The sequence below is a fragment of the Bacillus sp. FSL W8-0102 genome (assembly GCF_038007225.1).
Classification (GTDB): domain Bacteria; phylum Bacillota; class Bacilli; order Bacillales; family DSM-4216; genus Bacillus_O; species Bacillus_O smithii.
In genome coordinates, this window is the sequence record NZ_JBBOWT010000001.1 from 3,625,591 (window position 1) to 3,651,121 (window position 25,531).

Annotated in this window: 16 protein-coding genes and 1 riboswitch; of the genes, 12 read left to right on the forward strand and 4 right to left on the reverse strand. The window is 39.7% G+C overall.

Features of this window, described 5'->3' with window-relative positions; all coding sequences use genetic code 11:
* The first annotated feature begins 17 nt into the window (after window positions 1-17).
* Entirely contained in the window at window positions 18-668 is a 651-nt protein-coding gene (locus N1I87_RS17205; RefSeq protein WP_003354921.1) for a LytTR family DNA-binding domain-containing protein, read from the forward strand.
* A 223-nt stretch (window positions 669-891) separates the two neighbouring features.
* Window positions 892-2,412, forward strand: a complete 1,521-nt coding sequence (locus N1I87_RS17210) for an acetyl-CoA hydrolase/transferase family protein (protein WP_341103082.1) — start codon at window positions 892-894, stop codon at window positions 2,410-2,412.
* A gap of 940 nt (window positions 2,413-3,352) precedes the next feature.
* Here N1I87_RS17210 and N1I87_RS17215 read toward each other — a convergent pair.
* Window positions 3,353-5,305 carry an LTA synthase family protein gene (locus tag N1I87_RS17215; protein WP_341103459.1) on the reverse strand — a complete coding sequence of 651 codons (1,953 nt, stop codon included), beginning with the start codon at window positions 5,303-5,305 and terminating at the stop codon, window positions 3,353-3,355.
* Between the two features lie 362 nt (window positions 5,306-5,667).
* On the opposite strand from N1I87_RS17215, the gene N1I87_RS17220 reads away from it, so the two are divergent.
* Both N1I87_RS17220 and N1I87_RS17225 read left to right on the forward strand, forming a co-directional pair.
* Window positions 5,668-6,420: a class I SAM-dependent methyltransferase gene (locus N1I87_RS17220; protein WP_341103084.1), complete on the forward strand. Its 753-nt coding sequence runs from the start codon at window positions 5,668-5,670 to the stop codon at window positions 6,418-6,420.
* Window positions 6,421-7,822: 1,402 nt separating this feature from the next.
* Window positions 7,823-9,088 (forward strand): glycosyl hydrolase family 18 protein, encoded by a 1,266-nt coding sequence (locus N1I87_RS17225; protein ID WP_341103086.1) that lies wholly within the window; start codon window positions 7,823-7,825, stop codon window positions 9,086-9,088.
* A 915-nt stretch (window positions 9,089-10,003) separates the two neighbouring features.
* Here the strand turns inward: N1I87_RS17225 and N1I87_RS17230 are convergent.
* Both N1I87_RS17230 and N1I87_RS17240 read right to left on the reverse strand, forming a co-directional pair.
* Entirely contained in the window at window positions 10,004-10,225 is a 222-nt protein-coding gene (locus tag N1I87_RS17230) for a hypothetical protein (protein WP_053083266.1), read from the reverse strand.
* A 1,643-nt stretch (window positions 10,226-11,868) separates the two neighbouring features.
* Window positions 11,869-12,897, reverse strand: coding sequence for a DUF3048 domain-containing protein (locus N1I87_RS17240; RefSeq protein WP_445285701.1), 1,029 nt, complete (start codon window positions 12,895-12,897; stop codon window positions 11,869-11,871).
* 452 nt (window positions 12,898-13,349) lie between these two features.
* On the opposite strand from N1I87_RS17240, the gene N1I87_RS17245 reads away from it, so the two are divergent.
* The 4 genes from N1I87_RS17245 to N1I87_RS17260 all read left to right on the forward strand — a co-directional run bounded on the left by N1I87_RS17245 (window position 13,350) and on the right by N1I87_RS17260 (window position 19,956).
* Complete coding sequence (locus N1I87_RS17245; RefSeq protein ID WP_445285721.1) at window positions 13,350-15,026, forward strand: glycosyl hydrolase family 28-related protein; 1,677 nt, start codon at window positions 13,350-13,352, stop codon at window positions 15,024-15,026.
* 379 nt (window positions 15,027-15,405) lie between these two features.
* On the forward strand, window positions 15,406-15,975 hold the full coding sequence (locus N1I87_RS17250) for a CBO0543 family protein (RefSeq protein WP_048624291.1): 570 nt from the start codon (window positions 15,406-15,408) through the stop codon (window positions 15,973-15,975).
* Window positions 15,976-16,147: 172 nt separating this feature from the next.
* Window positions 16,148-16,343, forward strand: a riboswitch (cobalamin riboswitch).
* Window positions 16,344-16,484: 141 nt separating this feature from the next.
* On the forward strand, window positions 16,485-18,764 hold the full coding sequence (gene metE / locus N1I87_RS17255; RefSeq protein ID WP_341103092.1) for a 5-methyltetrahydropteroyltriglutamate--homocysteine S-methyltransferase: 2,280 nt from the start codon (window positions 16,485-16,487) through the stop codon (window positions 18,762-18,764).
* Between the two features lie 388 nt (window positions 18,765-19,152).
* The gene (locus N1I87_RS17260) at window positions 19,153-19,956 is read left to right on the forward strand and encodes a glycosyltransferase family 8 protein (RefSeq protein WP_341103094.1); all 804 of its coding nucleotides are present in this window, start codon (window positions 19,153-19,155) and stop codon (window positions 19,954-19,956) included.
* Between the two features lie 569 nt (window positions 19,957-20,525).
* On the opposite strand, the gene N1I87_RS17265 is transcribed toward N1I87_RS17260, so the two are convergent.
* On the reverse strand, window positions 20,526-21,233 hold the full coding sequence (locus N1I87_RS17265; protein ID WP_327803676.1) for a polysaccharide deacetylase family protein: 708 nt from the start codon (window positions 21,231-21,233) through the stop codon (window positions 20,526-20,528).
* Between the two features lie 375 nt (window positions 21,234-21,608).
* Here N1I87_RS17265 and pepT point away from each other — a divergent pair, with 375 nt between their 5' ends.
* From pepT to N1I87_RS17285, 4 genes are all read left to right on the forward strand, one after another.
* Window positions 21,609-22,847: a peptidase T gene (gene pepT / locus N1I87_RS17270; protein ID WP_003354897.1), complete on the forward strand. Its 1,239-nt coding sequence runs from the start codon at window positions 21,609-21,611 to the stop codon at window positions 22,845-22,847.
* Window positions 22,848-23,142: 295 nt separating this feature from the next.
* Window positions 23,143-24,264, forward strand: a complete 1,122-nt coding sequence (locus N1I87_RS17275) for a 5-methyltetrahydropteroyltriglutamate--homocysteine S-methyltransferase (protein WP_341103097.1) — start codon at window positions 23,143-23,145, stop codon at window positions 24,262-24,264.
* A gap of 274 nt (window positions 24,265-24,538) precedes the next feature.
* On the forward strand, window positions 24,539-25,117 hold the full coding sequence (locus N1I87_RS17280) for a DMT family transporter (protein WP_341103100.1): 579 nt from the start codon (window positions 24,539-24,541) through the stop codon (window positions 25,115-25,117).
* Window positions 25,117-25,452 (forward strand): DMT family transporter, encoded by a 336-nt coding sequence (locus N1I87_RS17285; protein ID WP_341103461.1) that lies wholly within the window; start codon window positions 25,117-25,119, stop codon window positions 25,450-25,452. Before N1I87_RS17280 ends, N1I87_RS17285 begins: the two co-directional genes overlap by 1 nt.
* Window positions 25,453-25,531: the final 79 nt, after the last annotated feature.

Below are 25,531 nucleotides of genomic sequence, written 5' to 3' on the forward strand. Positions count from 1 at the left end.
GGAGGAGTTGACACCTAGTGGACAAATTTACCGTCGCTTCTGTAATGGGAATTCTTTCTGAATACTTGCCTAAAAACACTTCAATCGCGATTTCCGACCACAAACAATATATTTATTATAAACCAAGTAAAACAGTTGATTTAAAAATAAAGCCCGGGGACCCCGTAAAACAAGGGACCGCTGCCTACAAAGCACTGTCAACAGGCCAAAAAGTTTCTCTCTATATTGATGAAGAAGTGTTCGGCGTTCCTTATTTCGGCATGAGCATCCCTATTTTTGAAAAAGATCGTCCTGCTGGAGCGATTACAACCATTCTGCCGGCTAAACCTTCACCCATTTCTGCGAATTTCTTAACCATTAAGTTTAATGAGAGATGGTATCCTATTCCTTATGAGCAAATTGTCTATTTAGAAGCGCAAAATCGCAAAACGAAAGTCCAATCGGAAACATTGGAAGGAACTCATAAACTGAATTTAACGGAACTCGAATATCTATTGCCAAATAACTTGTTTATTAGAGTTCACCGTTCTTATATTATTAATGTTCATTTTATTAAAGAAATTCATCCTGATTCCCATTCCACTTTTTTGCTGATTATGAAAAATAACGTAAAGATTCCTGTCAGCCAAACGTACGCTAGCATTTTTCGCAGATCCCTTAACTTTTAAAAGAACAATGAAAATTTTTTCCATTTTCTTTTATATGACCCTCTTGCGATGTCAAAAGCGAAGCCTTTTTTTAAAAATGCATCTAGCATTAAAGTATCTAAAATTCTTTTTTGCGAAATTTTTTTCTGCTTTACAACAAAATTAAGGCTTTTCATACAAAAAATAATGAGATTTCCCCCTTAAATTGGTAGAATGTTTTAAACAATCAAAGGGGGGATTTTTGGTGGAGAAACGTATTGCAGAACGCTTACGTGATCCTAGATTAGCTGATCGAATTGTTCCAGCTCACGAGGCTGCTTCATGGATTCAAGATGGGATGACATTGGGGTTGAGCGGTTTTACGCGCGCTGGGGATGCAAAAGCTGTTCCTCTAGCTTTAGTGGATCGTGCTAAAACCGAGAAATTCAAAGTAAACGTTTTCACAGGAGCTTCTCTCGGATTTGATATTGATAAACTAATGGCCGAAGCAGGCATTATCCATAAACGCCTTCCTTTCCAAGCAGATCCGGTAATGCGTAAAAAAATAAATCAAGGAGAAATGCTGTTTGTAGATCAACACCTTTCTCACGTAGCCGAATATGTCCGCAATGATGTGCTAAGCAAAATTGACTTTGCCATTATTGAAGCTACAGCGATTACCGAAGACGGACTTCTCATTCCAACTACATCAGTTGGAAATAATTCTATTTTTATTGAAAAAGCAGATGCCGTTATTGTAGAAATTAATTTAGCCCAACCTGCAGAATTAGAAGGGCTTCATGATGTTTATGATCTGTCTCCACAAGGAAAACGCGAACCTATTCCGTTGACAAAAGTGGATTCAAGAATTGGTCAAATCGGCATTCCTCTTGATCCGGAAAAAGTAAAAGGCATTGTGATTACAGACGCTTCTGATTCTCCTTCAACCATCGTGCCGCCGGATGAAGAGACCGCTGTTATGGCCAATCATTTAATTGATTTCCTCAGAAAAGAAATTAAAGCCGGTCGGCTGGATAACACTTTAGCTCCTATTCAATCAGGGATCGGATCCGTAGCCAATGCGGTGCTGCACGGCTTGCTGGTTTCCGAATTTGAAAATTTGGAAGTATATTCTGAAGTTCTTCAAGACGCCGTATTTGATCTAATTGACAGCGGTAAAGTACGTTTTGCTTCAGGCTGCTCCATCACGTTGTCCGAAGAAAAAATGAAAGCCGTTTTTTCAAATTTGGACCGCTATAAAGACAAGCTCATTTTGCGGCCACAGGAAATTTCCAACCATCCAGAAATTATCCGCCGCCTCGGATTAATTTCTATTAATACTGCGTTGGAAGTTGATATTTATGGCAATGTCAACTCGACACACGTGACAGGAACAAAAATGATGAACGGCATTGGAGGCTCCGGTGATTTTGCAAGAAATGCCCGTCTTTCTATTTTTGTGACTAAGTCCATCGCCAAAGACGGCAAAATCTCTAGTATCGTGCCTTTTGTCTCCCATGTAGATCATACCGAACATGATGTGGACATTATCGTAACCGAACAAGGATACGCTGATTTAAGAGGACTCGCTCCTCAAGAACGCCCACGCTTGATCATCGAAAACTGCGCTCATCCAATGTATAAAAAACAACTGCTTGCGTACTATGAAGAAGCCTTAAAAGTAGGTGGACAGACACCTCATGTTTTAGAAAAGGCATTTTCTTGGCATGCCAATTATTTAAAACACGGAACCATGCTGTTTGATCACCAATATATCAATTCTTAATCTTAAACTCCCGATTCCAGACGGGAGTTTTTCATTTTGACTTTAGTCAGTTGAACTAGCGATAGCGTGCGAAGCAATAAACCACCTGCTATGTGGGTGGCGACGATTGGCGCTTATGATCACCCGTAAACCTTCCCACCGAATATCTAAAAACAAAATCCCTCCTTTTACAGATTGGTAGAATCTATCTTATAAAGCCCGTCAAAACCGCCAGTCATCCATCGTTTTTATAAAAGGTCTTATTATTTAGGAATGCATGGAGAACATTTTTGTTGTGTTGATAACAATAAATAGTGCATCGTTTGGCAATTAAGAGCATGCACAAAATACTGCATAACCGCTGCTTTACATGGAGCAGAGGGCATAATGCCTGCAAAGCTTCTAAGACGCTGTCCTTTGCAAAAAATCATGACCGCGGAGGCTCCATGTCAATCATTGAAGTAGTGAAATATATTTAGTTTGATGAATCACTTATTTGCCATTTTACTACATTTTCTAATTGCCAAATACGCCTTTGTTATTCCGTTTTCTCCTCCCGCAAACACAGTATTCTTCCTCCCGCCAACGGATGATCCCTCGATTCCATATGCCTCTCTGTTATTCCTTAAGCGTTCCATCATAAATAACCCACACTCTTCCCCTTCTCCTTATCGCAAGTCAAAGATATTAAAAAGCGAGTTGGATATTTCAATCACATAAAACTTAAGGATAAATAAAACCTCTACTTCATTCAGTACAGAGTCAAAAAAATGGCTTTTGTTTCATTCTGCCTTCGCAAAACAAATGAAACAAAAGCCGATTCCTATAGATGTGATTATGCCCACGGATACAGAAAAACAAAATCTCCCTCCCTTAACAACTTGAATTGTTACAAGGGAGGGAGACATATTCAACACGTCATCAGTGAGGTGATTTCTCATCTGATGAAAGTTTTAATCCTTTATTTATTTTCTTTTATATTTTGTTCTGTCTTTTTGACAGAGTAATCATAATCTGCACGATTTACTGGTTTAAATCCTTTTGGATGGTGGAAACGTAGCAAGTCTCCGTATACTACTCGATCGGAAAAATCCAGCATAGCTTTTACTTGTTTATTTGGACGCGAACATGCATTTTTGTTTGGCACTTGTTTTCCAGTAACATTGCTGTAGCATTTTCCGCTTACATACGTATATTGAGGTGTTACAAAGTCGCCGTTTCGGAACGGAACAATTTGGCGATGTTGTTTAGAAAGCAAGTCCGTTCCAAACTCGATGTAATCTTTCGTATCAATTCCCAACAAATGAAGAATCGTTGGACGAACGTCAACATCACCGGCATATTCATGCATTACTCCACCTTTAACACCCGGCACGTGAATGAACAATGGCACACGTTGCAATTGGGCATTTTCGAAAGGAGTAATTTCTTTACCCATTACTTTAGCCATTGCATCGTTATGGTTTTCGGAAATTCCGTAATGGTCACCATACAACACAATGATGGAATTATCGTAAAGACCCGATTTCTTCAGATCGTCAAAGAATTGCTTTAACGCTTCATCCATGTAATGAGCTGTTTGGAAATAATGGTTGACAATCGAGTCTCCAAAATCTCCTGCTGGAAAGTCCGTATCCCCCTCATCCAACGGGAACGGAAAATGGTTCGAAAGCGTGATGAATTTCGCATAAAACGGCTGTTTCAAGCTCTTTAACAGAGGCATGGACTCTCTAAAGAACGGCTTATCTTTCAAACCATAGTTTAGCACGTCTTTATCATTCATATCATAATAGGCAGAGTCAAAGAAATAATCATACCCCAACGATTTATACATTTCATCGCGGTTCCAGAACGTCTTCGTATTGCCATGGAAAGCCGCGGAAGTGTATCCATGCGTTTTTAAAATGGCCGGAGTGGCTTGGTACGTATTCAAAGCTTTATTCGTGAAAACTGACCCTTGAGGTAACGGGAACAGCGAGTTTTCCATCATAAATTCTGCATCAGACGTTTTCCCTTGTCCAGTTTGATGGAAGAAATTATCAAAATAAAACGTATTGTTGTCGTGAGCCAACGAATTTAAAAATGGTGTTACTTCTCGTCCATTTAATTTATAGTCAATCATAAAGTTCTGGAACGATTCCAGCGAAACGAAAATGACATTTTTTCCTTTTGCTTTACCGAAATATTGCGGGTTCGGCTCTGCATAATTGGATTTTACGTAATTCTCAATATCCGCAATATCCGAGCTGTCCGCCAGTGCTCTTTGTGCAGAAGAACGGACGTTTTGAATCATGTCATACACAGCGTAGTTGTACATACCTAAGTATTTCACAATATAGTTGCGGTCAAACGTACGCTGCAGAAGTTCTGGACGATCTGATTCCGCCAGTCCCAAGTTGACCATAAAGATGATAAAACCGGACATAAAAACACCAACAACCGGGCGCCATCCAATTTTCCCTTGTGGTTTTACCACTTTGAAGACAACCAGTAAAATCAAAATGATAGTGTCCAAGAAATAAAGAACATCATACGGCTTCATCAACGCAAATGCGCTGTCTCCCAAATTTCCGATGCTATTCGTTTTTGCCTGCGTCAAAACCGGCACTGTAATAAAGTCATTGAAAAACCGGTAATAGACAATGTTTGCATACAGTAAAAAGGAAAGAAGAAAATTGATAACTATAATCGCAATATTTCTTCCTTTCCCTTTAAAAAACAATCCAAAGGCAAGAAACAAGATAGCGGAGCTAATGGGGTTTATAAAAAGCAAAAATTCTTGTATTTTATTGTTAATGCCAAGGTTGAATTCTACTTTGTAAGCAATATACGTCTTAATCCAGAACAAAATCACAGCTAAAAAGAAAAACGAGAGTTTCATATTAAACAACCCTCTTTTTCCTACCTTTTCCATATTCAACTTTGTTTCACTCCTTCGGATTAAAACTCTAATGACCATTATAATACATTGTTTAAGAAATTGAAAATATATTTTTAGACAAAATTTACAAACTGTACTTGCAATTTTACAAATAGGAAGCATTGAATGTAATTACTTCTTTTAATCTCATTTATACAACGTTTACAGCCATTATGCAAACAAAAACCTTTAGATAATTTTTCCATTTCAAAATTCAGCCATACAGCGGACGTTATGGCTGAAAACTGCAAACCAATGTTACGGCCCTTTTAAATGCTCATCCGCAAAACGTATCACTCTAAGCGGCTGTTCTTCATAGCATGATGATATATTTTGCGCTAACGGGGTGAAAAATAGTGAAACCAACATATCAGGACGCTCTTGCCGCTTATGGAATTGGCGGTGCTCATCCAGGAGGGCTGGCGTTAACGAGAAAGATTCTGAAGAAGGAGAACATCAGCCGGAGGTCAAAAATTTTGGATGCTGGCTGCGGGACGGGCCAAACGGCCGCCTTTCTTTCGAAATCTTTTCGATGTTCGGTCACGGCTTTAGACAATCATCCGACAATGATTCAAAAAGCCAAACAAAGGTTTTCCGATGAACGACTTCCCGTTCATGCGATTCAAGGGAATGTAGAAAGCCTTCCTTTTTCAGATGCCTCCTTTGATTTTGTGCTTTCCGAATCCGTTACGGCTTTTACAAACATTGCAGATTCTCTAAAAGAATACTGTAGAGTGTTAAAACCAGGCGGAGTTTTATTGATGATTGAAATGACAGCAGAAAAACCTTTCCAGCCGTTGGAATTGAAGGACATGAAAAGAGTTTACGGAATATCCAACGTATTTTTAGAGACCGAATGGATCCAACACTTGCATCGTTCCGGATTTGCCGAAGCTGCCGTTATCTTTTCCAACACCGTTCAATCGGAACTTCAAAAAAACTCTCCAGAAAAAGATGACTACCCGGAGTATCAAATCTCAGACCCCGTGGATCCCCAAGTGGAAGAATTGCTTCATGAACATATGAATCTTTCCCGTTTGTATCAAAACATTTTAGGATACCGTGTCCACCGTGCTGTTCGTCCATCTTTAGCAAGAAATCAAGAATAAAAGATCAAAACCTGATGCCTGTGCGAGATTATCCCTTTCGCTATCCCTCATAAATACAGAAAAAATTTGTTTCGGTCTTAGAACAGAACCTTTGTCTCTGGCTTTAGTTTGCTGCGTGAACGCCACTAACGGGAGGATGGTTTTTCAAAACGAATTTTTCTTGTCATTCTACTCTAAAAATCACCTAATCGATTCCCCTACAAAAAGCGGATTAGAAAAAAATAGAGACGTATCCTCTTAGTGATCAAAATGTGCTGTAAACAGACGTTTCGACATCTGCTGCCAAGATTTTTTGTTTTGATTTTTTTCAACATCATTTTTGAATAAGCTAACGTTTGTGCTACGAATCAGTACCAATGACACTAGGCATTCCATCGATATGACCATTAGGACAATACAACTAACCTTCCTTTGTTGCTTTCGATAATCGGACGGGGCTAAAATACCTATTCTCATCCAAAAATCTTATCACAACAGGAAATTCAAATCATGACATATATAATAGTAGAAAAACGGAAAATCCATCATACTCGCTTCCACGATTATAATGAAAGCAGCCCTTTATAACCCCCTATTTCATCACCTACAGTAGAAAGAAAAAGCGGCATCTAAAACGAAAGCAATCTTGCCAAAACATTAGAAGAGGCTGGAACTTTATGTGCCAGCCTTTCATTTTGAATGGATGAACGCACTGGGAATGAAACGATTTTTTGTCCTCTCTTCTTTCGCAATGGCTGGAGCGTTCGTAGCTGTTGTCAACGTCATGTTCCATATCTTTAAAGGTCAAGCAACTACCTTGTTAAAAATTGCAGCAAAATACATATTTCTACAGCAGTGAAATCTTGTTGAAAACCGATAATAGCCACTGTCGGACAAGCATGATATCGGTTTGCTTTATGGCAAGGTCGCATGCTTGCCGCATATCATTCGTTTCCTTCCCGGCGCTGAATATCAGTAGTGAACCTTTTAAATCCAACTGTTGCATGAAATAAAATCAAGTAAAACTTTCGATCTTTTTCACGAAAAAAAATCTATTAATAGATTAAAGACGATTTGTAAAAATTCAAATATCTATTATGTAAAAAATATATAAAAACAGTAAAAATATGACTAAATTTCCATAAACAAAAGATCTCTCCTATAAAGTCATCGGTTTGGATTCGCCTAAATTGCTTCAGCAAACTAAAGAAAGATTGTACGTAAAACTCTTCAACATGTTAGCCTTCCATGAACGTAAACACGAAGACATGAGATTAAAAAGTCTCTAAAAAATCATGTTTGTCATACCGCTCTCCTTGAATTCGCATTCATTTGACAATACAAGAAGAATCATTGCTTTTGCCAAAATCATTACATGTTTTTTCTTTCTGAACATATTTATACAATGAAAGGAGAAGAGGCCATGTTTTTTATCCATGTCGTGAAGCCCGGAGATTCACTTTATTCGATTTCTCAAAATTACGGGGTTTCTTTTCAAAGGCTGCAAGAAATAAACGGGGTATATCCGGGAGGTTTAGTCCCCGGCCAAGATATAGTTGTTCCAAGTTCCACCTACATTGTTCAACCGGGAGATTCTCTCTATACCATCGCTCAAAAAGCATTTTTATCTGTTCAAACGATCCGAGCTGCCAATCGATTAACTTCCGATGTCATTTATCCTGGAATGCGCCTCTATTTACCATCGCACCCCAAATATTCAACTGAAGATTTAAGTTTTATTTATCCTGGTACACCTACGGAAGATGAACAGCTGATCAGGTCTTTTTCTACCATCAGTACGTATTTTGCCATGTTTGAATATCACATTTTGCCCGGAGTCGCTTTAAGCACCTTAAATGATCGTTATACCATTCAAACATCTCGCTCGTTTCGGGTAGCCCCGCTTGCCACCATTACGAATTTAACTTCAGAAGGATTCAGCTCAGCATTGATCCGCCAAGTATTGTCAAACCCGCAGATCCGAAACAGGGTTGTGAATGAAATTGTCACGCTTGTAACACAAAAAAATTATTCAGGGGTGACCATCGACTTTGAAAGAGTGGCTGAAACAGAAAGAGACTTATTTACTGGATTTCTTCGGATTTTAAATCAACGTTTGAAAGATCGCGGCCGTTATTATCTTTCTGTCGCCCTTCCAGCAAAAACGGACGATCAAATTCCTTGGTTGAGAGGATACGACTATGGAGGGATTGGATCAGTTGTTGATTTCACGTTTATCATGGCCTACGATTGGCATACTCCTGATTCTCCTCCAGGACCTGTTGCCCCTATTCAAGAAGTGCAAAGAACCATAGAATATGCCATCAACCAAATGCCTTCAAACAAAATCATTCTAGGTTTTCCGCGTTACGGATATGAATGGACTATGTCAAACGGAAGCGTCCAAAGCGCCCGTGCTGTTTCGGTTGATATGGCCATACAACTAGCCTCTTCTCACCAAGTGCCCATCCAGTATTCAAATGAATACCAACAGCCCCATTTTACGTTCCGCGATGAAAATGGGAGAAGGCTTATTGTCTGGTATGAAGATGCCCGAGCACGCGTAGCGAAGCTTTTATTATTCCCTAGGTATCGATTAAGAGGAGTCGGAGCATGGCAGCTTGGATTGCATTTTCCTCAGTCCGGATTTATTGTCAGTGAATTGTTTGATGTTCGGAAAGTATTGTAACGGTCAGCCCCCAACTCTTTTCACGGGTGAGTAGATGGCTATTGACTTGTTTTTAAGATACCTTTTGTAAATTTCCACTAACAATTACACCCCAACAATCAGAACAAGATCCAGTTTAGTCCGTATAATTGTGTAAAAAGAGAAATAAGAAAAGAGCCATGTTGCTTCCCTTTGATAGAACAAACAATAACCGCCAAATATAAGGTGGTATGCAACAATGGCTCAATATCATATTCCCGTAAAAGATAGACTTTTGCACGGATTATCGACGAAGGATGGGGGAATCTGCTGGAATAAATTCCTAATTAATTCCTCTAGGCGCAAACAAAAGAACAGCCTGGTGCCCTCCGTTATGAACAAACGGATAAACATAAAGTCTATCGAAACAGTCCGTATCCATGTCAGTTGGCGCGTTTCACGAATAAGAGATGGAAGTTCACCACCGAATTGTTTCAACTATACCAACGAAGTGAACAAGTTCTAATACCAGCACGAATGAAAATGGTGAAGAATAGGGGTGTCTGCCCGAAAGATGACCTAATCACGGAAGACTCGTTTGGAACTTCATTTTCCAAATCCATTATCTCCTCGCCGTGCAATTGGTGTCGGGTCACATCATCTTGGTTTAGAAACATCGACAACCTTGGTAGTCGATTAACATTCAGTACATCAGAAAAATCTTATTCATGAAGATGATGTTATTGTATACTAAACTAACTTGTCTGAAAGGGAAAGATTTCAGAAAACCGCATCATTTTCTTTTTTTAAAAATATTTAAAATTGACGAAACTAAAAAACCAAAAGCAACTGCTACAATTATTTTTCCTGACGTTTGATTTATATAATTCGTCTTAGAAAAGTATGCAATTATAATTAAAGAAACAATAAATATAATAGAATACATTATCCTCATCGCTACATCTCCTTTAATTTTCCATTTGACATTAAATAAATTTTATTTGCTAGTTCACGCTGTAAATCTTTCAAGTGGCTAACAAATAAAATCGCTCCCCCATTTTTGCTATATGTTTTTAATAAATCTATCGCTATTTCTTGGGATTTTTGGTCTAACGCTGTAAATGGTTCATCAAGAAAAATTATCTCAGTTTTTCTTGCAAACATTGCGATAAAAAACAATTTATGTTTCATACCAAAAGAATAATTTTAATAACATAATTTGTCTATAAAATTGCAGGAAAATTCGAATTTAAATCGAGTAGGAGGGAGCGATTAACTCCCGTCCTCTCACACCACCGTACGTACGGTTCCGTATACGGCGGTTCAATTAAGATCATTGACGCAAGTCTTTATAACTTCCGTGAATAGCTGTTCTCTTTATGCCAGTGGTCACTCCACCCTCCAAGAGGTCTCCCACGGGATTCACCGCTTCCTCCCTCAAGTGAGGTACTACGTTTTCTGTGTTCATCATGACTCACTGAATACCAAGGGCTATTCTCTCTTAATTGTTCGGTCCTTCTTAGTTGTTCTAGACCAACTAATACTATGACCTCTGCTGACTTCTGACGGTTCAGCTACTTATCACTAAGTAGGTTATGAAGAGTACTTCACATATCCGCCAGACCTCCCCGGGTAAGTACATGCACTTTCACACCATCTATCCGCCTCATTTACTCGATATGACCTTCGACAGAAAGAGCTTTGTTTTGTTATGCAAACTCACTCAATCATACCTAGCCTTATATGAGGTTCGTGTTCCTCGGACCGGTGTTTTGCCTCCAGCTTCCTTCAGATTCCGCGTCACCACGGACACCCTTGCTCTTGGCTAACCTCTACTTCTGTCTTCGGGGTTCGGGACTTACACCCTATAGTTCATGTACATGCCGGGCGCACATAAAAAAAACAGTCTTGTTGTTGCTTAAAAAAGGCAAGATGTTGTTAAAACAATTTATAATAGTCCCCCCATAAAACTAGACACGAAATAAGGAGGCGTTAAAGTAGGTTTATGGAGAAAACGATATACAACAGATTATAAATTCCAGCTCGTACTAAAGGTCCTAAAAAGGGAAAAACGATGAATGAAATTCCTCTCTCAATGGGATTCACTTGAATCAGATCAGGCAATGGAGAAATGTATTTCTTGAACAATGCCTAGTTGTTTGCGAAAGTAAATTGAAATTACCCAATTTCAACGAGATGATATTCCCCACATTATGAACGTTTAATTCGACAACCACGAAGGATAAATGACTGCTTTTTCTTTTTCGCGGAAATGGTAGGAATCACCTATAATGTTAAAGACCCGAAATGGCTGTTGCTATTACATCGTTGCCGAATACTTTTCCCCTTTCAAGATAAGATTAATTCCCAAAAAATAGATATTGTGATGATATACATCTGCATGGCTGGAACGAAAAATCAAGACGCTCAATCAAAAATCAGGAGTCTCCAATTTTAAGAGAGCGGGATAAATTATTCGCCGTGTCAAGGAGAACGTGGAATCCAGAGCCGAGTAAGAATTTGTCGCAAACGTTTCTATCATGATATTTTGTCGGAGAAGGCGACTGCTAGAGAAACTTTCTGGATTTTCTAAAACCATACGTCATGCCCTCCACCTATTTACTGGTTGGAATGGTCGGCGAAGAATTCGGCGATTTGCAGCGAGCCTTCTTAAAATGGGCATGTGGTTCCACCATTGTCATGATCATCGTAGCCGTCATCATCCAGGTGATTCCGTTTTAAGCTTTATTTAAAAAGGTTGCCGAGGCCTTTCTTTCCCATTTTTGAAGAAAGCCTCCCTTATAAATGAAGCTCAATGCTGCCTATGAAAAGGAAACGGAATCGAGGCTTTTGACAATATTGATCCATGTTTTGCCGGGAACGAATGGAAGAGAGTGCCCGTTTTCGTACGGCAAAATCCTGCCGTTTTCGTTTCTCCATTCCACTTCTCGGCACACGCCCCGTTGAATCCAATAGGCTTTTCCTCCCGAAGTTAAATCAATCTCTCTTCGCCCTTTGCTGTCAATAACGCGATGGATCGTTTCGATAATCAACAGATTATCCACTAAAACAGGTTTTTTCGTTTCTGCATCCATTGTTGGCTCTCCACCGGAATAGCGTTCCATTTTTTTCGTTTTAGCATCGAATCGATAATCTGCATTAAAAAGTGAATATTTGGAATAAGCAATATGAACGTTCTCTACCTTACGTCCGGAAAGATGCTTCGATTCGTTATCCGTATAAAAAGGGAGCGGCCTAGGCGCAGGAGTCATTTTGAATTGCTTTTCGGCAGCTCCTTTTTGAATGTTTTCAAAGGTGATGTAGGAATTGTGGGGCGCCTTTCTGTCCTTTGACCGTTTAAATAAAGTGCCATCATACTGAATGCCATTCAGATTATCAATCAAGCCCGATTGGAGCATTTGTTTCGCCTCCGGGCTATAGCCGTGAGCGATAAACAGGCTATCGTAGCCCTTCGCCAAATCAATCATGTAATCTCTCGCGCTGCGGACAGGCCCTATTTTATCGGGCTTTTGGCTTTGAAAAATGGCCAGAAACCGAGTAATATCACCTTCGGCCAGCACTTCATACACAATATCAGCTGATTGAAGCCCTGATTGCGGCCGAGCTTTCGGATGATTATTGATAACCACAGCCACTGCGCGATCACTAGGCTTTTGGGTAGTCCAGATCCCAGTCAACGGGTAACGATATCGAATTTCGTGTTTGTCCGTGTCGGAAACTTTTTCTTGAATTCGATCTTGATCATTCCGTGAATTTTCTTTGCCGCTGCCGGCACATCCCGATAATGTCAAAATCATGATACAAGCTGCTGCTAACCATTTTTTCAACATAAACATAATCCCCTATTCTTATAATATGGACTTCTTCCCACCATCTTTTTGAAACGGCGATGATTCTTTTCTTGATCGCTGCTGGTTGAACTCTCCCTCTCATAAGGCATCTAAAATGAAATAAATTTGCACTTGAAAACAACTTGCTAAAAAAAGTACATTTCCTATTGATCATTCTTGTCAAATTTCTCTGTCAGCAACCGTGTACACGTCGATTCTTAAACTATGGAACTGTCTTGCAATCGGTTGTTCGGGAAAAAAAGCAAATGCCCGCAAATGAACCGCTTTTGTCAATATATGTTTCCGGCAGAAAACGGGTATAAGCTTATAAATTGATTTTCTCCTAAAACAAGAAGAAAGTATTTTAAAGGATGAATACAACTTGAAAACAAAATAATCCTTCTTCTTGTTACAAGGTTATATAAGCCCAAATGGAGAATACTACAAAATACATGAACCTTGTCGCCAAGTTTTTCAAGGGAGTGAAAACATTGCTTTGCTTAGATAAGAATCACGATCCTATCAAAAATAAAGATTTGATTGCAAACCTTTTGGATACGAAAACAGATTTGAAAAATGCCATCAAGGAAACCGATGAACTTTTTGATCAATACAGCAGCATGAGAAAGCAACGAAATCCTTTCATCGCTTCTGTGCTTTCCACCATCAAAAAAACAACAAACTTTTTACCTGCCCAAAAAAGGAACGATATTTCATGGGAGACAGATCTTGATGAGAACGGTTTTGTTTATCCAACATGGAAAAACCTTTTAGATCAAGAATACATCCATTTAATGTCCAAGATTGATAGGATCGTAAATGTGTTAGATTACGGAGCTATAGGAGACGGAAAAACCGACAATACCAAAGCGTTTCAAAAAGCGATTGGGAACGGGCGGGTAATAGTGTACGTGCCGGAAGGTAATTTTTTAATAAGAGGAATCAAACTGCCTTCTTGGACATGTTTAATTGGAAAAGGAAAAGGGATCACAATCATCAAGCTTCATCCTGATGCCCCCATCGCGACAAGATTAGTGACGAATGCCAACCATCGGAAAGGGAATCACCATATTTTAGTAAAAGGGATGAGTTTAGACTGGAATATAGAACGGCTCGGGAACATGGAGCGTACGAGCGCGGGCGGGCATAGCTCCAGCTGCTTCACATTCGCCAATGTCAAATATGGATGGGTCAAACAGGTGGAAGCTATTAACCCCGGCCTGCATTGTTTTGATGTGTCCTCAACCCGCTATCATTACGCAGGAGACGGAAAACGCGCCCGAGGCCGAAGCCGGTACATTTGGCTTGACCAATTAAACGGATATGGGTTTGGCGATGATGGAATCACCACTCATCACAGCGACTACGTTTTTATTTCCAACAGCCACATGTGCGATCCAAGCGGAAGAGCCCATCCAAAAGGGATATCCAATTCCAACGGCATCGAAGTAGATGATGGATCCAGAAACATATGGCTCGTCCATAACTCGACGTCAAGATGCTTCGGCGGCGTAGAAATTAAAGCCCACCACAATGCTTCGGCAGCATCCAACATCTACATCATCGGACATTTATCCGTCCACGATAACCGTTCTTATAACTTCCGTCATATCGGACACCATAAAATCTCGGATCCCGAATCAAAGACGGCTTATAACATAAAGGCGACAATGATGGTGTCAATCGCGCCGATCTATACAGATTTATATCAGCATTCTTCCCCCAGGGGACTGGTTGTTTCTGCCTATCGGAACGTAGTCATCAACCATTTTACGTTAATAGGCGACCCGGATTATGACTACAAGGGAAATCCTATGATCGCCATTCAATATCGGGCGCGTAATATCGTGTTGAATCATGTGTCGATACGGAATTTTCATACAGCAGGTGCTGATATTAAGATCTTTGGCGGCCCACAGCGGGCAGATGATGTCACCATTCGCCATTCAACCATCCGCCAGTCCGCTCCTCTGGCCATTCAGATTGGTGCCGGAGTTCAAAATATCCACGTTCATCACTTGAAAGCCTTTAATCAAAACGGCAAATGCGGGCTGAAAACCGTAGAGTTTCCCCCCTCCATTTCCAATTTTCAAGCTGTGGGCTATAAAATGCCGATTTGTATAAAATAAAAATTCCATCAGGGGAGTTTTTTCATCCTCCCCGATGGTTAGTGGAACTAATCGTGGGGCCGTTGTTCTTACGCCAAGTCATCCGTAGTTGATCTTCATTCCCATAACGACCATATAACATCTTTTCCTGATCTGTTCAATCCGGATAGGGAAGCGGAGAGTTCATTTCAACTTTCGAAATCTTCTCTTTGCGGTGGTAATTTTTCCTTTTATTTCTTATTCCCAATTCTACTTTTCCATCATCTGCAACGAGAAAAAAAGATGATTCATGTGGGATCAAAGATCTTATGAATCTAATGATTTCCTCAGTGCATGTCGTTTATTTTTCGTCTTTTAGGTAACCATAAATATAGAGAAACGAACAGGAAGGTGGGATTTTATGAACCAACATCAACAGCAATTATTTGATTATGTAACAAAATTACAACAAAAAGTAAGTATCTTACATGCAGACTATTGGGCACAATATTCCAGTTTTCATACATGGCAATTTTGGGTGGTTGTGTTAATGCTTATCGTTCCTTTAATTGTTTTAGCTTTTACGATAGACAGAGAGAAAATTTTTTTAATTGGATTTTATGGCTTTAATATACATGCTTGGTTTGCATATATTGATACATACGGGGTAAGGACAAGATTATGGGGATATCCCTATGAAGCCATTCCTTACTTTCCTAGTTTTTCATTGGATGCCTCCCTTGTTCCGGTCGTCTTTATGCTCGTCTATCAATGGACGTTGAATCACAATAAAAATTTTTATCTCTATTCCTTTCTTACCGCCTGTGTATTCGCTTTTATCGTGAAACCGATTTTGGCCAGCCTTGGTTTATTAGTCGTATTTGACGGGGTGAACTATTTTCACATTTTGATCGTATACTTGATCACATTCTTAATTTCTCGGATTGTGACAAAGATCTTTTTATTGGGTGAAAAAAAACCGGCTCATTAAACTTTAACGAACCATTCTGAAATCGATTGAAAAAATGCTTAACAGATCCTACTTTCGATGGAGAGTGAACCCTCACTCTCCTATTTTTTGCTCCCTTGACAATTACCACCGATCATGATATCTTGACGTTACTGTTTTTCTATAATTTATAATATAAATTATTTTTTTACAATTTAATATTGTGGGAACAGGTTCCAAAGACGATTTTTGTCCTTGGATGAAAAGGGAAGCCCGGTGCAAATCCGGCACGGTCCCGCCACTGTAAGAGGCGAGCAATGCCGATGCAGCCACTGGCCGAAAAGGCTGGGAAGGTCGGCAAAAAGCGATGACCCTTAAGTCAGGAGACCTGCCTGTTCTGACAACACTGCTTTTACCTACGGGAGATAGGGAGGTGTTATGAATGGAAAAAACAGGGTATTTTACACCCTTTTTTTGGCATTTCTAACTCCTTATCGAACGTTAGAAATGCCTTTTTATTTGGGGAAATTAATGAGGGAGTGAAAAAACACATGAAATCAAGCAATCTTGGTTATCCACGTATTGGTGAAAATCGAGAATGGAAAAAAGCATTGGAACAATTTTGGAAAGGCCAAGTGGATGAAAGCCAGTTTCTACAGACGATGGAATCCATTCGGCATCAACACTTGAAAAAACAGCATGAAATCGGGATCGACCTAATCCCCGTCGGCGATTTTACGTTTTACGATCAAATGTTGGACACGGCAACTATGTTTGGATTAGTACCGGAACGATTTAATTGGAAAGGAAATGACATTCCCCTTTCTGTTTATTTTGCCATGGCGCGCGGCAGCGACACTGCGCATGCTTGCGAAATGACGAAATGGTTCAATACAAACTACCATTATATTGTGCCTGAATGGAACAACGCCCAACCAAGACTCATTGAAAACAAGCCGCTGAAAGCGTACCAAGAAGCAAAAAGGAAACTTGGAATCTTAGGAAAACCTGTACTGATCGGGCCATATACCTTCATCAAACTGTCCAAAGGATATAAGGAAAAAGAGCTCCCTGCCCTTATTTTGCAGCTTCTTCCTCTTTATGAACAAATTTTACAGGAATTGCAAAATGAAAAGGTAGAATGGCTGCAAATCGATGAACCTATTCTCGTTACTTCTATTTCCAAAGAGGAAATGAAAACGATCCAGTTCATTTATCATCAATTGCATGAGGCGGCACCAAACTTAAAAATTATGCTGCAAACATACTTTGATTCCGTCGATTGGTATCAAGAGCTTATGGACTTGCCGGTTCAAGGAGTCGGACTCGATTTTGTCCATGGCGGCGAAAACAACTTAGAATCACTGCTTACTCATGGCTTTCCCGCCAATAAAGTGCTCGCGGCTGGCATCATTGACGGACGGAACATCTGGCGGTCTGATTTGGCGGAAAAACGTAGTCTCATTGAAAAGATCACTTCTGTCGTTCCGGAATCGATGCTGTGGATTCAACCTTCTTGCAGCTTAATTCATGTACCGGTAACGACGAAGAACGAAATAAAATTAGACAAAATCATCAAACAATCGCTGTCTTTTGCGGATGAAAAATTAACCGAAATTGTGTTCCTGGCAAGAGATCAACATGGGGTGGATGACGCTTATTTTCAAGAAAACCAACAAATCATCCATACATGGAAAAACCATTCGGAAAGACATCGCCAAAGTGTACAGCAAGCTCAAAAAAACTTACAACATGTATCAGCGAAAAGAAAATCGCCTTATTCCATTCGCCAATCCGTCCAAAAAGAAGCGTTCGACCTCCCTATTCTTCCGACAACGACTATCGGCAGTTTTCCGCAAACAGCTGATATCCGTAAGGCAAGGCAAAAATGGAAAAAAGGCGAATGGAATGAACAGCAGTACGAACAGTTTATTCAGCAGCAAATTCAAAAATGGATTTGTCTACAAGAAGAGATCGGACTGGATGTATTGGTTCATGGTGAATTTGAAAGAACCGATATGGTGGAGTTTTTTGGGGAGAAACTGGGGGGATTCGCTTTTACCGAAAATGGTTGGGTCCAATCCTATGGCTCACGCTGTGTCCGTCCCCCTATTATTTACGGCGATGTAGAATTTTTGCAGCCAATGACCGTGAAAGAAAGCGTCTATGCACAATCATTAACGGACAAGCCTGTAAAAGGGATGCTTACGGGACCGGTGACGATTTTAAACTGGTCGTTTGTTCGCGATGATAAACCTCGTCAAGAAGTATGCGAACAAATTGCGCTCGCTTTAAGAAAAGAAGTGGAAGCTTTGGAATCAGCAGGCATTGCGATGATCCAAGTGGATGAACCCGCTTTGCTGGAAGGATTGCCTTTGAAGGATCATGACAAGCAAAACTATTTGAATTGGGCCGTGCGGGCATTCCGAATCACCACCTCAACAGTCCAAGATACAACGCAAATTCATACTCATATGTGCTATTGCGATTTCGCTTCTTATTTAGAAGACATCAGCAAAATGGATGCGGATGTGATTTCAATTGAAACATCCAGAAGCCATGGCGAAATTATCCCTGTCTTTGAAAAACAAACGTACGACAAAGGAATCGGACTAGGCGTTTATGACATCCACAGCCCTCGAATACCAACTGTAGAAGAGATGGCCGCTATTATTGAAAAGTCATTACAAGTGTTGGATCCCGGCCAATTTTGGATTAACCCTGACTGCGGTTTAAAAACAAGAAGTGAAAAAGAAGCGATTGCCTCTTTAAAAAACATGACGGCTGCAGCCGACGAAATCAGAAACAAACTAAAGGAAACCATACGCTAACTTTATACGCTGAAAAGAAAGGGGCGCGACTTGCCCTTTTCTTTCATTATGAATCTAATAAATCTTTTCCATATCATGAAAAACACTATGTTATCGCTGTTGCTGAAGGGGTACTTATGACCCCTTATGAATGAACAAATCTCACAATCTTCTTTCAATCTATGAACGGTTAAAAAGAACCTTTTCAACTTTCCAAAATAATTTAGAAACCAAAGAAATAAAATGCCCCCGGATCCCCTTGTCTATACTCCCCTTTTCTCGTTCAAAACAAACGATTTTCCCATATTAGATTAGTTCTCATCTATGAAAAAATTTTCATTTTATAATAAAATGATATAAGACTGTTTTGTTTTTCTTAATAAAGGTAAATTCGTAAGGGTGTATGCACATGATGAACATTCTTGTGACACTGAATGCCAATTACTTACCCCCGCTGAAAGTACTATTACATTCACTGTTCTGCAACAACAAAAACGAGTCATTTTCCATCTATCTTCTATATTCCGACATACCGGATCAAGACATAAAAACTTTGGAGCAATACATAATCTCAAAAGGACATCGTTTCACTCCCATATTCGTAGATTCGAAATGGTTTCAAGATGCACCTGTATTTCGGCACTACACATCCGAAATGTATTATCGGCTGGCCGCTTATCAATTTTTGCCGGAGGATGTCGATCGAATATTGTATCTTGATCCGGATATTGTTTGTATTAATCCGATCACAGATTTTTATTGGACCGATTTTGAAAATTGCTTATTTGTCGCTGCCGAGCACGAACATTCCGCTAAAATGGCGCGGGCAATCAACAAATTGCGTTTGCGTACACCAAATGCGAAGGGCTATTTTAATACAGGTGTGTTGTTGATGAACATGGCGTCTATCCGAAAAGAAGTGAATATCGAAGAGATCTACCAGTTTATCGAAAAAAACAAATTAAAACTCGTTCTCCCAGACCAAGATGTATTGAATGCTTTATATTGGGATAAAATCAAGCCGGCAGACAGCCTGAAATACAATTATGATGCCCGCTATTATGAACTTTCGAAACTGATCCCTAAGCGAAAACACTCTATCGACTGGATTCGCCGCAACACCGTTTTAATCCATTATTGCGGAAAAGACAAACCTTGGCATAAACAGTACAAAAATGAACTCAAGTGTTTTTACGATCAATATAAGGAATGAAGATTTCAGAATAACGGAACCATAAAACATTGTTAACACTACAGACAATATTATTTTAATGTCTCTCATTCCAAGACTTTCAAGATAAAAAAGTAAGAGCTGTATGCGAAGATCTACGCGTACAGCTCTTTCGTTCTGTGGTGAAAAGTGTTAGAAACGCCCCATCTCTACTCGAATTTTGTTTATTAAAATTCGTTTAATTGGAATGTATTTTCCGTAATTCGACACTAAATCCAATGATGCCAATAAGACCAGAAATAGCAAAAGTGAAAGGAATTACAAGTGAATGAAATGACGGTGTTTCAAGAAACAAGCGATACACCCCATAAACGCATACAATAAGAGAACTTAATAACCCGATTACAGTCCTTGTCTTTATTTTGAATACCTCCGTAGAACTTATGGAAAGTTTTATATGGTTATATGAACACGCTTATTCAATATATTGGCAAAGTCGCTAACATGATAACAGGAATCTGCTAATATTTTCTTTTTTTCCTAAAATCACCAATGCAGTGATGTAAACCTCAATAGTTTACATATAGTATGAATGTCCAGCCATTTTCAGACTAATTGTTTTTCCATTTTTGCAACTGATTCACCGTGACGAATTTGTAGCCTTCTTTGGACAAGGTCGCTAATATTCCTTCAATGGCTTTTAACTCTTTTCCCGTATCATCATACATTGGATGCATCAAAATAATAGACCCGGGTTTCACGTTTTTCTCTACATAATCGACTTTGTCAGAAACGGAAGTATAATAGGTGTCTGGTTCAAGATTCCAAGTGATGGTATCCATATGATGTTTATTTAAGTAATACGGTAATCCCACCAATTTTTTGCCATTAGGTGGTCGAAAATCGATGGGCCCTTTATAACCTGTTTTTCTGATTAACGTATTGGTTTTTTCAATTTCCTGTTGAATAAAGGAAGGGGTTTTAAAGACCATTCGCTTATGGGAATAGCTATGATTGCCAATTTGATGTCCTGCTTGTGCTATTTTCTTTCCTTCCTCCAGATTCTTTTCCAACTCATTCCCAATGACAAAAAAAGTGGCTTTCGCATTGTATTTATCCAAAAGAGGCAACAGTTGATCGACATTCTTTGTAGGCCCATCATCAAAGGTCAAAGCCACAACTTTTTGACTTGTTTCAACCTGGTTGGTTAACCCTCCGAATAGCTGGTATGTTCGTGAATTCATTAATTTGTAAGTACCATACAAAAGAAGAAAAATGGCCAGGAAAACGATTCCGACTACAAAAATTCTTTTTTTCATACATTTACCTCTACTTCTTATTTAGTTTTAATGAAATGTTTAAAGGTCATATTGTTATATCAAAAATCGTATGCCATAGATTTTTATTGAGAAAGCCTAAACATTCGGTCGATTCAAAGCCTTGAAAATAAAAAAGTGAGTGCTAAAAACCATTGTTGGACTTAAAATAAAATTTTTCTTGCATTTTGGATCAAAATCTCAATCGGCTTACGAGTTTCATTGAAAACGATCTTTATCAGCAAAAAAGAAGGTGTTCGCGTGAAAAAAAGGAAAATAAAAAATTGTTGGTTTTCTCGATTGTAGAAAACATCCGAGAAAGTATGTATCCTCTCGGAAGAGTATAATATAAAATAAAACGTGAGGAGATGAACGAAAATGAAAAAGGAAGTAATGGAAAGATTTATTTCTTATGTCAAAGTGGACACTCAATCTGATGAAAACAGCAACACTTGTCCATCTACTCCCGGCCAGTGGACGCTTGCCCGCATGCTTGTGGACGAATTAAAAGCGATCGGCATGGAAGATGTGACAGTGGATGAAAACGGCTATGTGATGGCCACTCTTCCGGCCAATACGGAAAAAAATGTCCCGACCATTGGATTTTTGGCCCATCTGGATACAGCGACTGATTTTACCGGTGCCGGCGTTCAACCGCAAATTGTCGAAAACTATGACGGCGGTGACATTATCTTAAATAAATCTCTAAATGTCGTACTTTCGCCAAAAGATTTTCCTGAACTGGCTAACTATAAAGGCCACACGTTGATTACCACTGACGGCACCACTCTTCTCGGCGCCGATGATAAAGCGGGGATTGCCGAGATCATGACGGCTATGGCTTATTTATTGGATCATCCAGAAATTAAGCACGGAAAGGTAAGAGTGGCGTTTACACCGGATGAAGAAATTGGAAGAGGTCCTCATAAATTCAATGTAGACGCTTTTGATGCAAAATATGCTTACACAGTGGACGGTGGCCCGCTCGGCGAACTGGAGTATGAAAACTTTAACGCTGCCGCTGCCAAAATTACGATCAAAGGCAACAACGTACATCCCGGAACAGCGAAAGGGAAAATGGTGAACTCGACAAAGATTGCCATGGAACTCCATCGTAAACTGCCGGAAAAGGAATCACCTGAATATACAGAAGGATACGAAGGATTCTATCATTTGCTTGCGATCAACGGTGATGTCGAACAAACAACTTTGCACTACATCATCAGGGATTTTGATCGAGAACAATTCAACGCCCGAAAAGCCCAATTAGAAAAGATTGTAGAAGAATTCAGAAATATATACGGGAAAGATAATATTTTGTTGGAACTCAAAGATCAATATTATAATATGAAAGAAAAAATCGAACCGGTCAAAGAAATTGTCGACATTGCGTACGAAGCGATGAAAAATTTAGACATTGAACCGAAAGTTACACCGATCCGAGGAGGTACCGACGGCGCACAGCTATCGTACATGGGCCTCCCGACACCTAATCTTTTTGCAGGCGGAGAAAACTTCCACGGCAAATATGAATACATTTCCGCCGACAATATGGTAAAAGCAACGAACGTGATTATTGAAATCATCAAACTGTTTGAACAAAAGGCCAATGCATGATCCTTACCGTTATGTTTTAGCTAAAAAACACATCGGAATCATCTGCAAAAACGAACCCATCTTACATCTGGGTTCGTTTTTCTTTTTACAGACAATCAGAAAACAGAATTTTGGTAGAAAAGAAGCTAAGATCCTTCAATTTCTTTTTTAAATAGGGCCACATTTCCGAGAAATAGAATCAAGTATGCAGAAACGATCGATATGACAGACCTGTTTTATGTTTCAAAATATTTACTTCTATCTGAATATTTGATACCATTTAATTTAATTATTTAAAGGAAGGAAGGGAACAACTTTGGAACAACACACAATTCAATCACTGCAAACCAAAAAACCGCCATTTCGTGCGGATCAAGTGGGCAGTTTGTTAAGATCAAAACGGATTCAAAAAGCTCGTTCTCAAAGAGCAGCAGGCGAAATAACAGCTGACCAATTGTGGCTGATTGAAAATGAAGAAATCGCACGGATCGTTGAAAAACAAAAAGAAATCGGACTTCAAGCCGTGACAGATGGTGAATTTCGCCGAGCATGGTGGCACTTTGATTTCCTTGAAAACCTTGACGGTGTGGAAGGCTATGAAACAGAAAGCGGCCTCTCATTTCATCAAATGCAAACAAAGTCTCATGGAATTAAGGTGACAGGAAAATTGGATTTCACAGACCACCCTATGCTGGAAGATTACCGATATCTCCATAGCATCGCCGGCAGCCATATTGCTAAAATGACCATTCCAAGTCCAAGTATGCTTCATTTAAGAGGCAAAATCGAAAAAACCGCTTACGGGGACGAAGAAGAATTTTTCCATGATTTAGCTAAAACTTATCAAAAGGCGATACAAGCTTTTTATGATGCGGGCTGTCGCTACTTACAGCTCGATGATACGTCTTGGGGCGCCCTGTGTTCAACCGAGAAAAGAGAAGAAATGCTGGCTCAAGGAGTAGACCCCGATCAATTGAGCACTACATACATGAAGTTAATAAACGAAGCTGTGGCGGTCCGTCCGGATGATATGACGATTACCATGCACATTTGCCGTGGCAATTATCGCTCGACATGGTTTTCTTCCGGCGGCTATGAGCCGGTAGCAGAAGTCCTGTTTAACGGATTGAATATAGACGCCTTTTTCCTCGAATATGACAGCGACCGAGCCGGCGGCTTTGAACCGCTCCGATTCGTGAATCGATCCGATTTGAAAATTGTGCTCGGCTTAATCACATCAAAAGCGGGAGAATTGGAAAATCCAGACGATATTAAACGGCGCATTGATGAAGCCTCCCATTATGTTGATTTAAACCAATTATGTTTAAGCACACAGTGCGGTTTTGCTTCAACAGAAGAAGGCAACTTGTTAACGGAAGAACAGCAATGGGCGAAACTGCGCCATGTCGTTCAAATTGCCCAAGATATATGGAAATAATAAAATGTATTTAGAAAGACATATCATTCCGGTATTCACGGGTGATATGTCTTTTTATCAATGAAACCGAAACGTCGATTTTATGTTCTCTAAACAACACCGCCCCCCCAATCTGAAACGGATCGATTTTCCCATCAACACAAAATGATTTAAAAAATTTCAAAAGGATCATGAACGGAAATCGATTTTTTATTTTTGTGAATGCGACTCAATGAATCTTTAGGAACTATTGTAAAGATTCATTGAAAAACGGAAAGAAAAGCGAGGAATAGCGATGAAAAAATACCAAGTCTTTTTGTTTCTAGTCCTAGCCAATTTATTTTGGGCAGGTAATTATGTGTTCGGAAAATATGTAGTGGCCGAAATGTCTCCTTTACAAATGACATTTTCCCGTTGGGTGATTGCGATCTTTCTTTTATTCCCTCTCGCTCATTGGATTGAACGTCCGGATTGGAAAAACGTTTGGAACCAGTGGAAAATTCTCATCGTTCTGTCGCTGTTGGGGATTTTAGGGTATAACCTTCTTTTATATGAGGCCTTGCGGTTTACGACCTCCTTAAATGCAGCGCTGGTCAATTCGATCAATCCGGCAGTCATCGTCCTTTTTTCCGCCATTCTTTTAAAGGAAAGAATTTCGCTGGTGAACGGCTTCGGCCTCGTCATTTCCCTTCTGGGGGTTCTTCTTGTTTTAACGAAAGGACACTTGGAGCAAATTTTTCTCATTGACTATAACCGAGGCGATCTCCTCATGCTCTTGGACATCCTCGTTTGGACGTTTTATTCCATTTTAGGGAAAAGATTCAAAACGTTCCCCCCATTTCTGCTACTGCGGTATCCGTTCTATTGGGATTAGTGATGCTTCTTCCTTTTATTCTTGTTTCCGGCGTCCACTTTCCTCTTAGCAAAGAAGCCGCGATAGGAATCTTATATATTGGAATTTTTCCCTCCGTCGGATCTTTTGTTTTCTGGAATGCGTCCATTCGGGAAATTGGCCCCAGCCGAGCGGGAATTTATTTGAATTTGATCACGGTATTTACCGCTCTTCTAAGCCTGCTCATGGGGAACCCTATTACTTTCGTGCAGATTTTAGGAGGACTCCTCGTCTTTATCGGCGTCTATCTGTCCAGCCAAAAAAGAAGGCAAGAACAGGCCGCCCTGTTAAACCAACAAAAAATAAGTACGAAATAGCGACACATAAATAGATTTCACCAACTAAATGCAAGCCATAAAGAATAAAACATACACACAACAAAGCGATCATAGAATG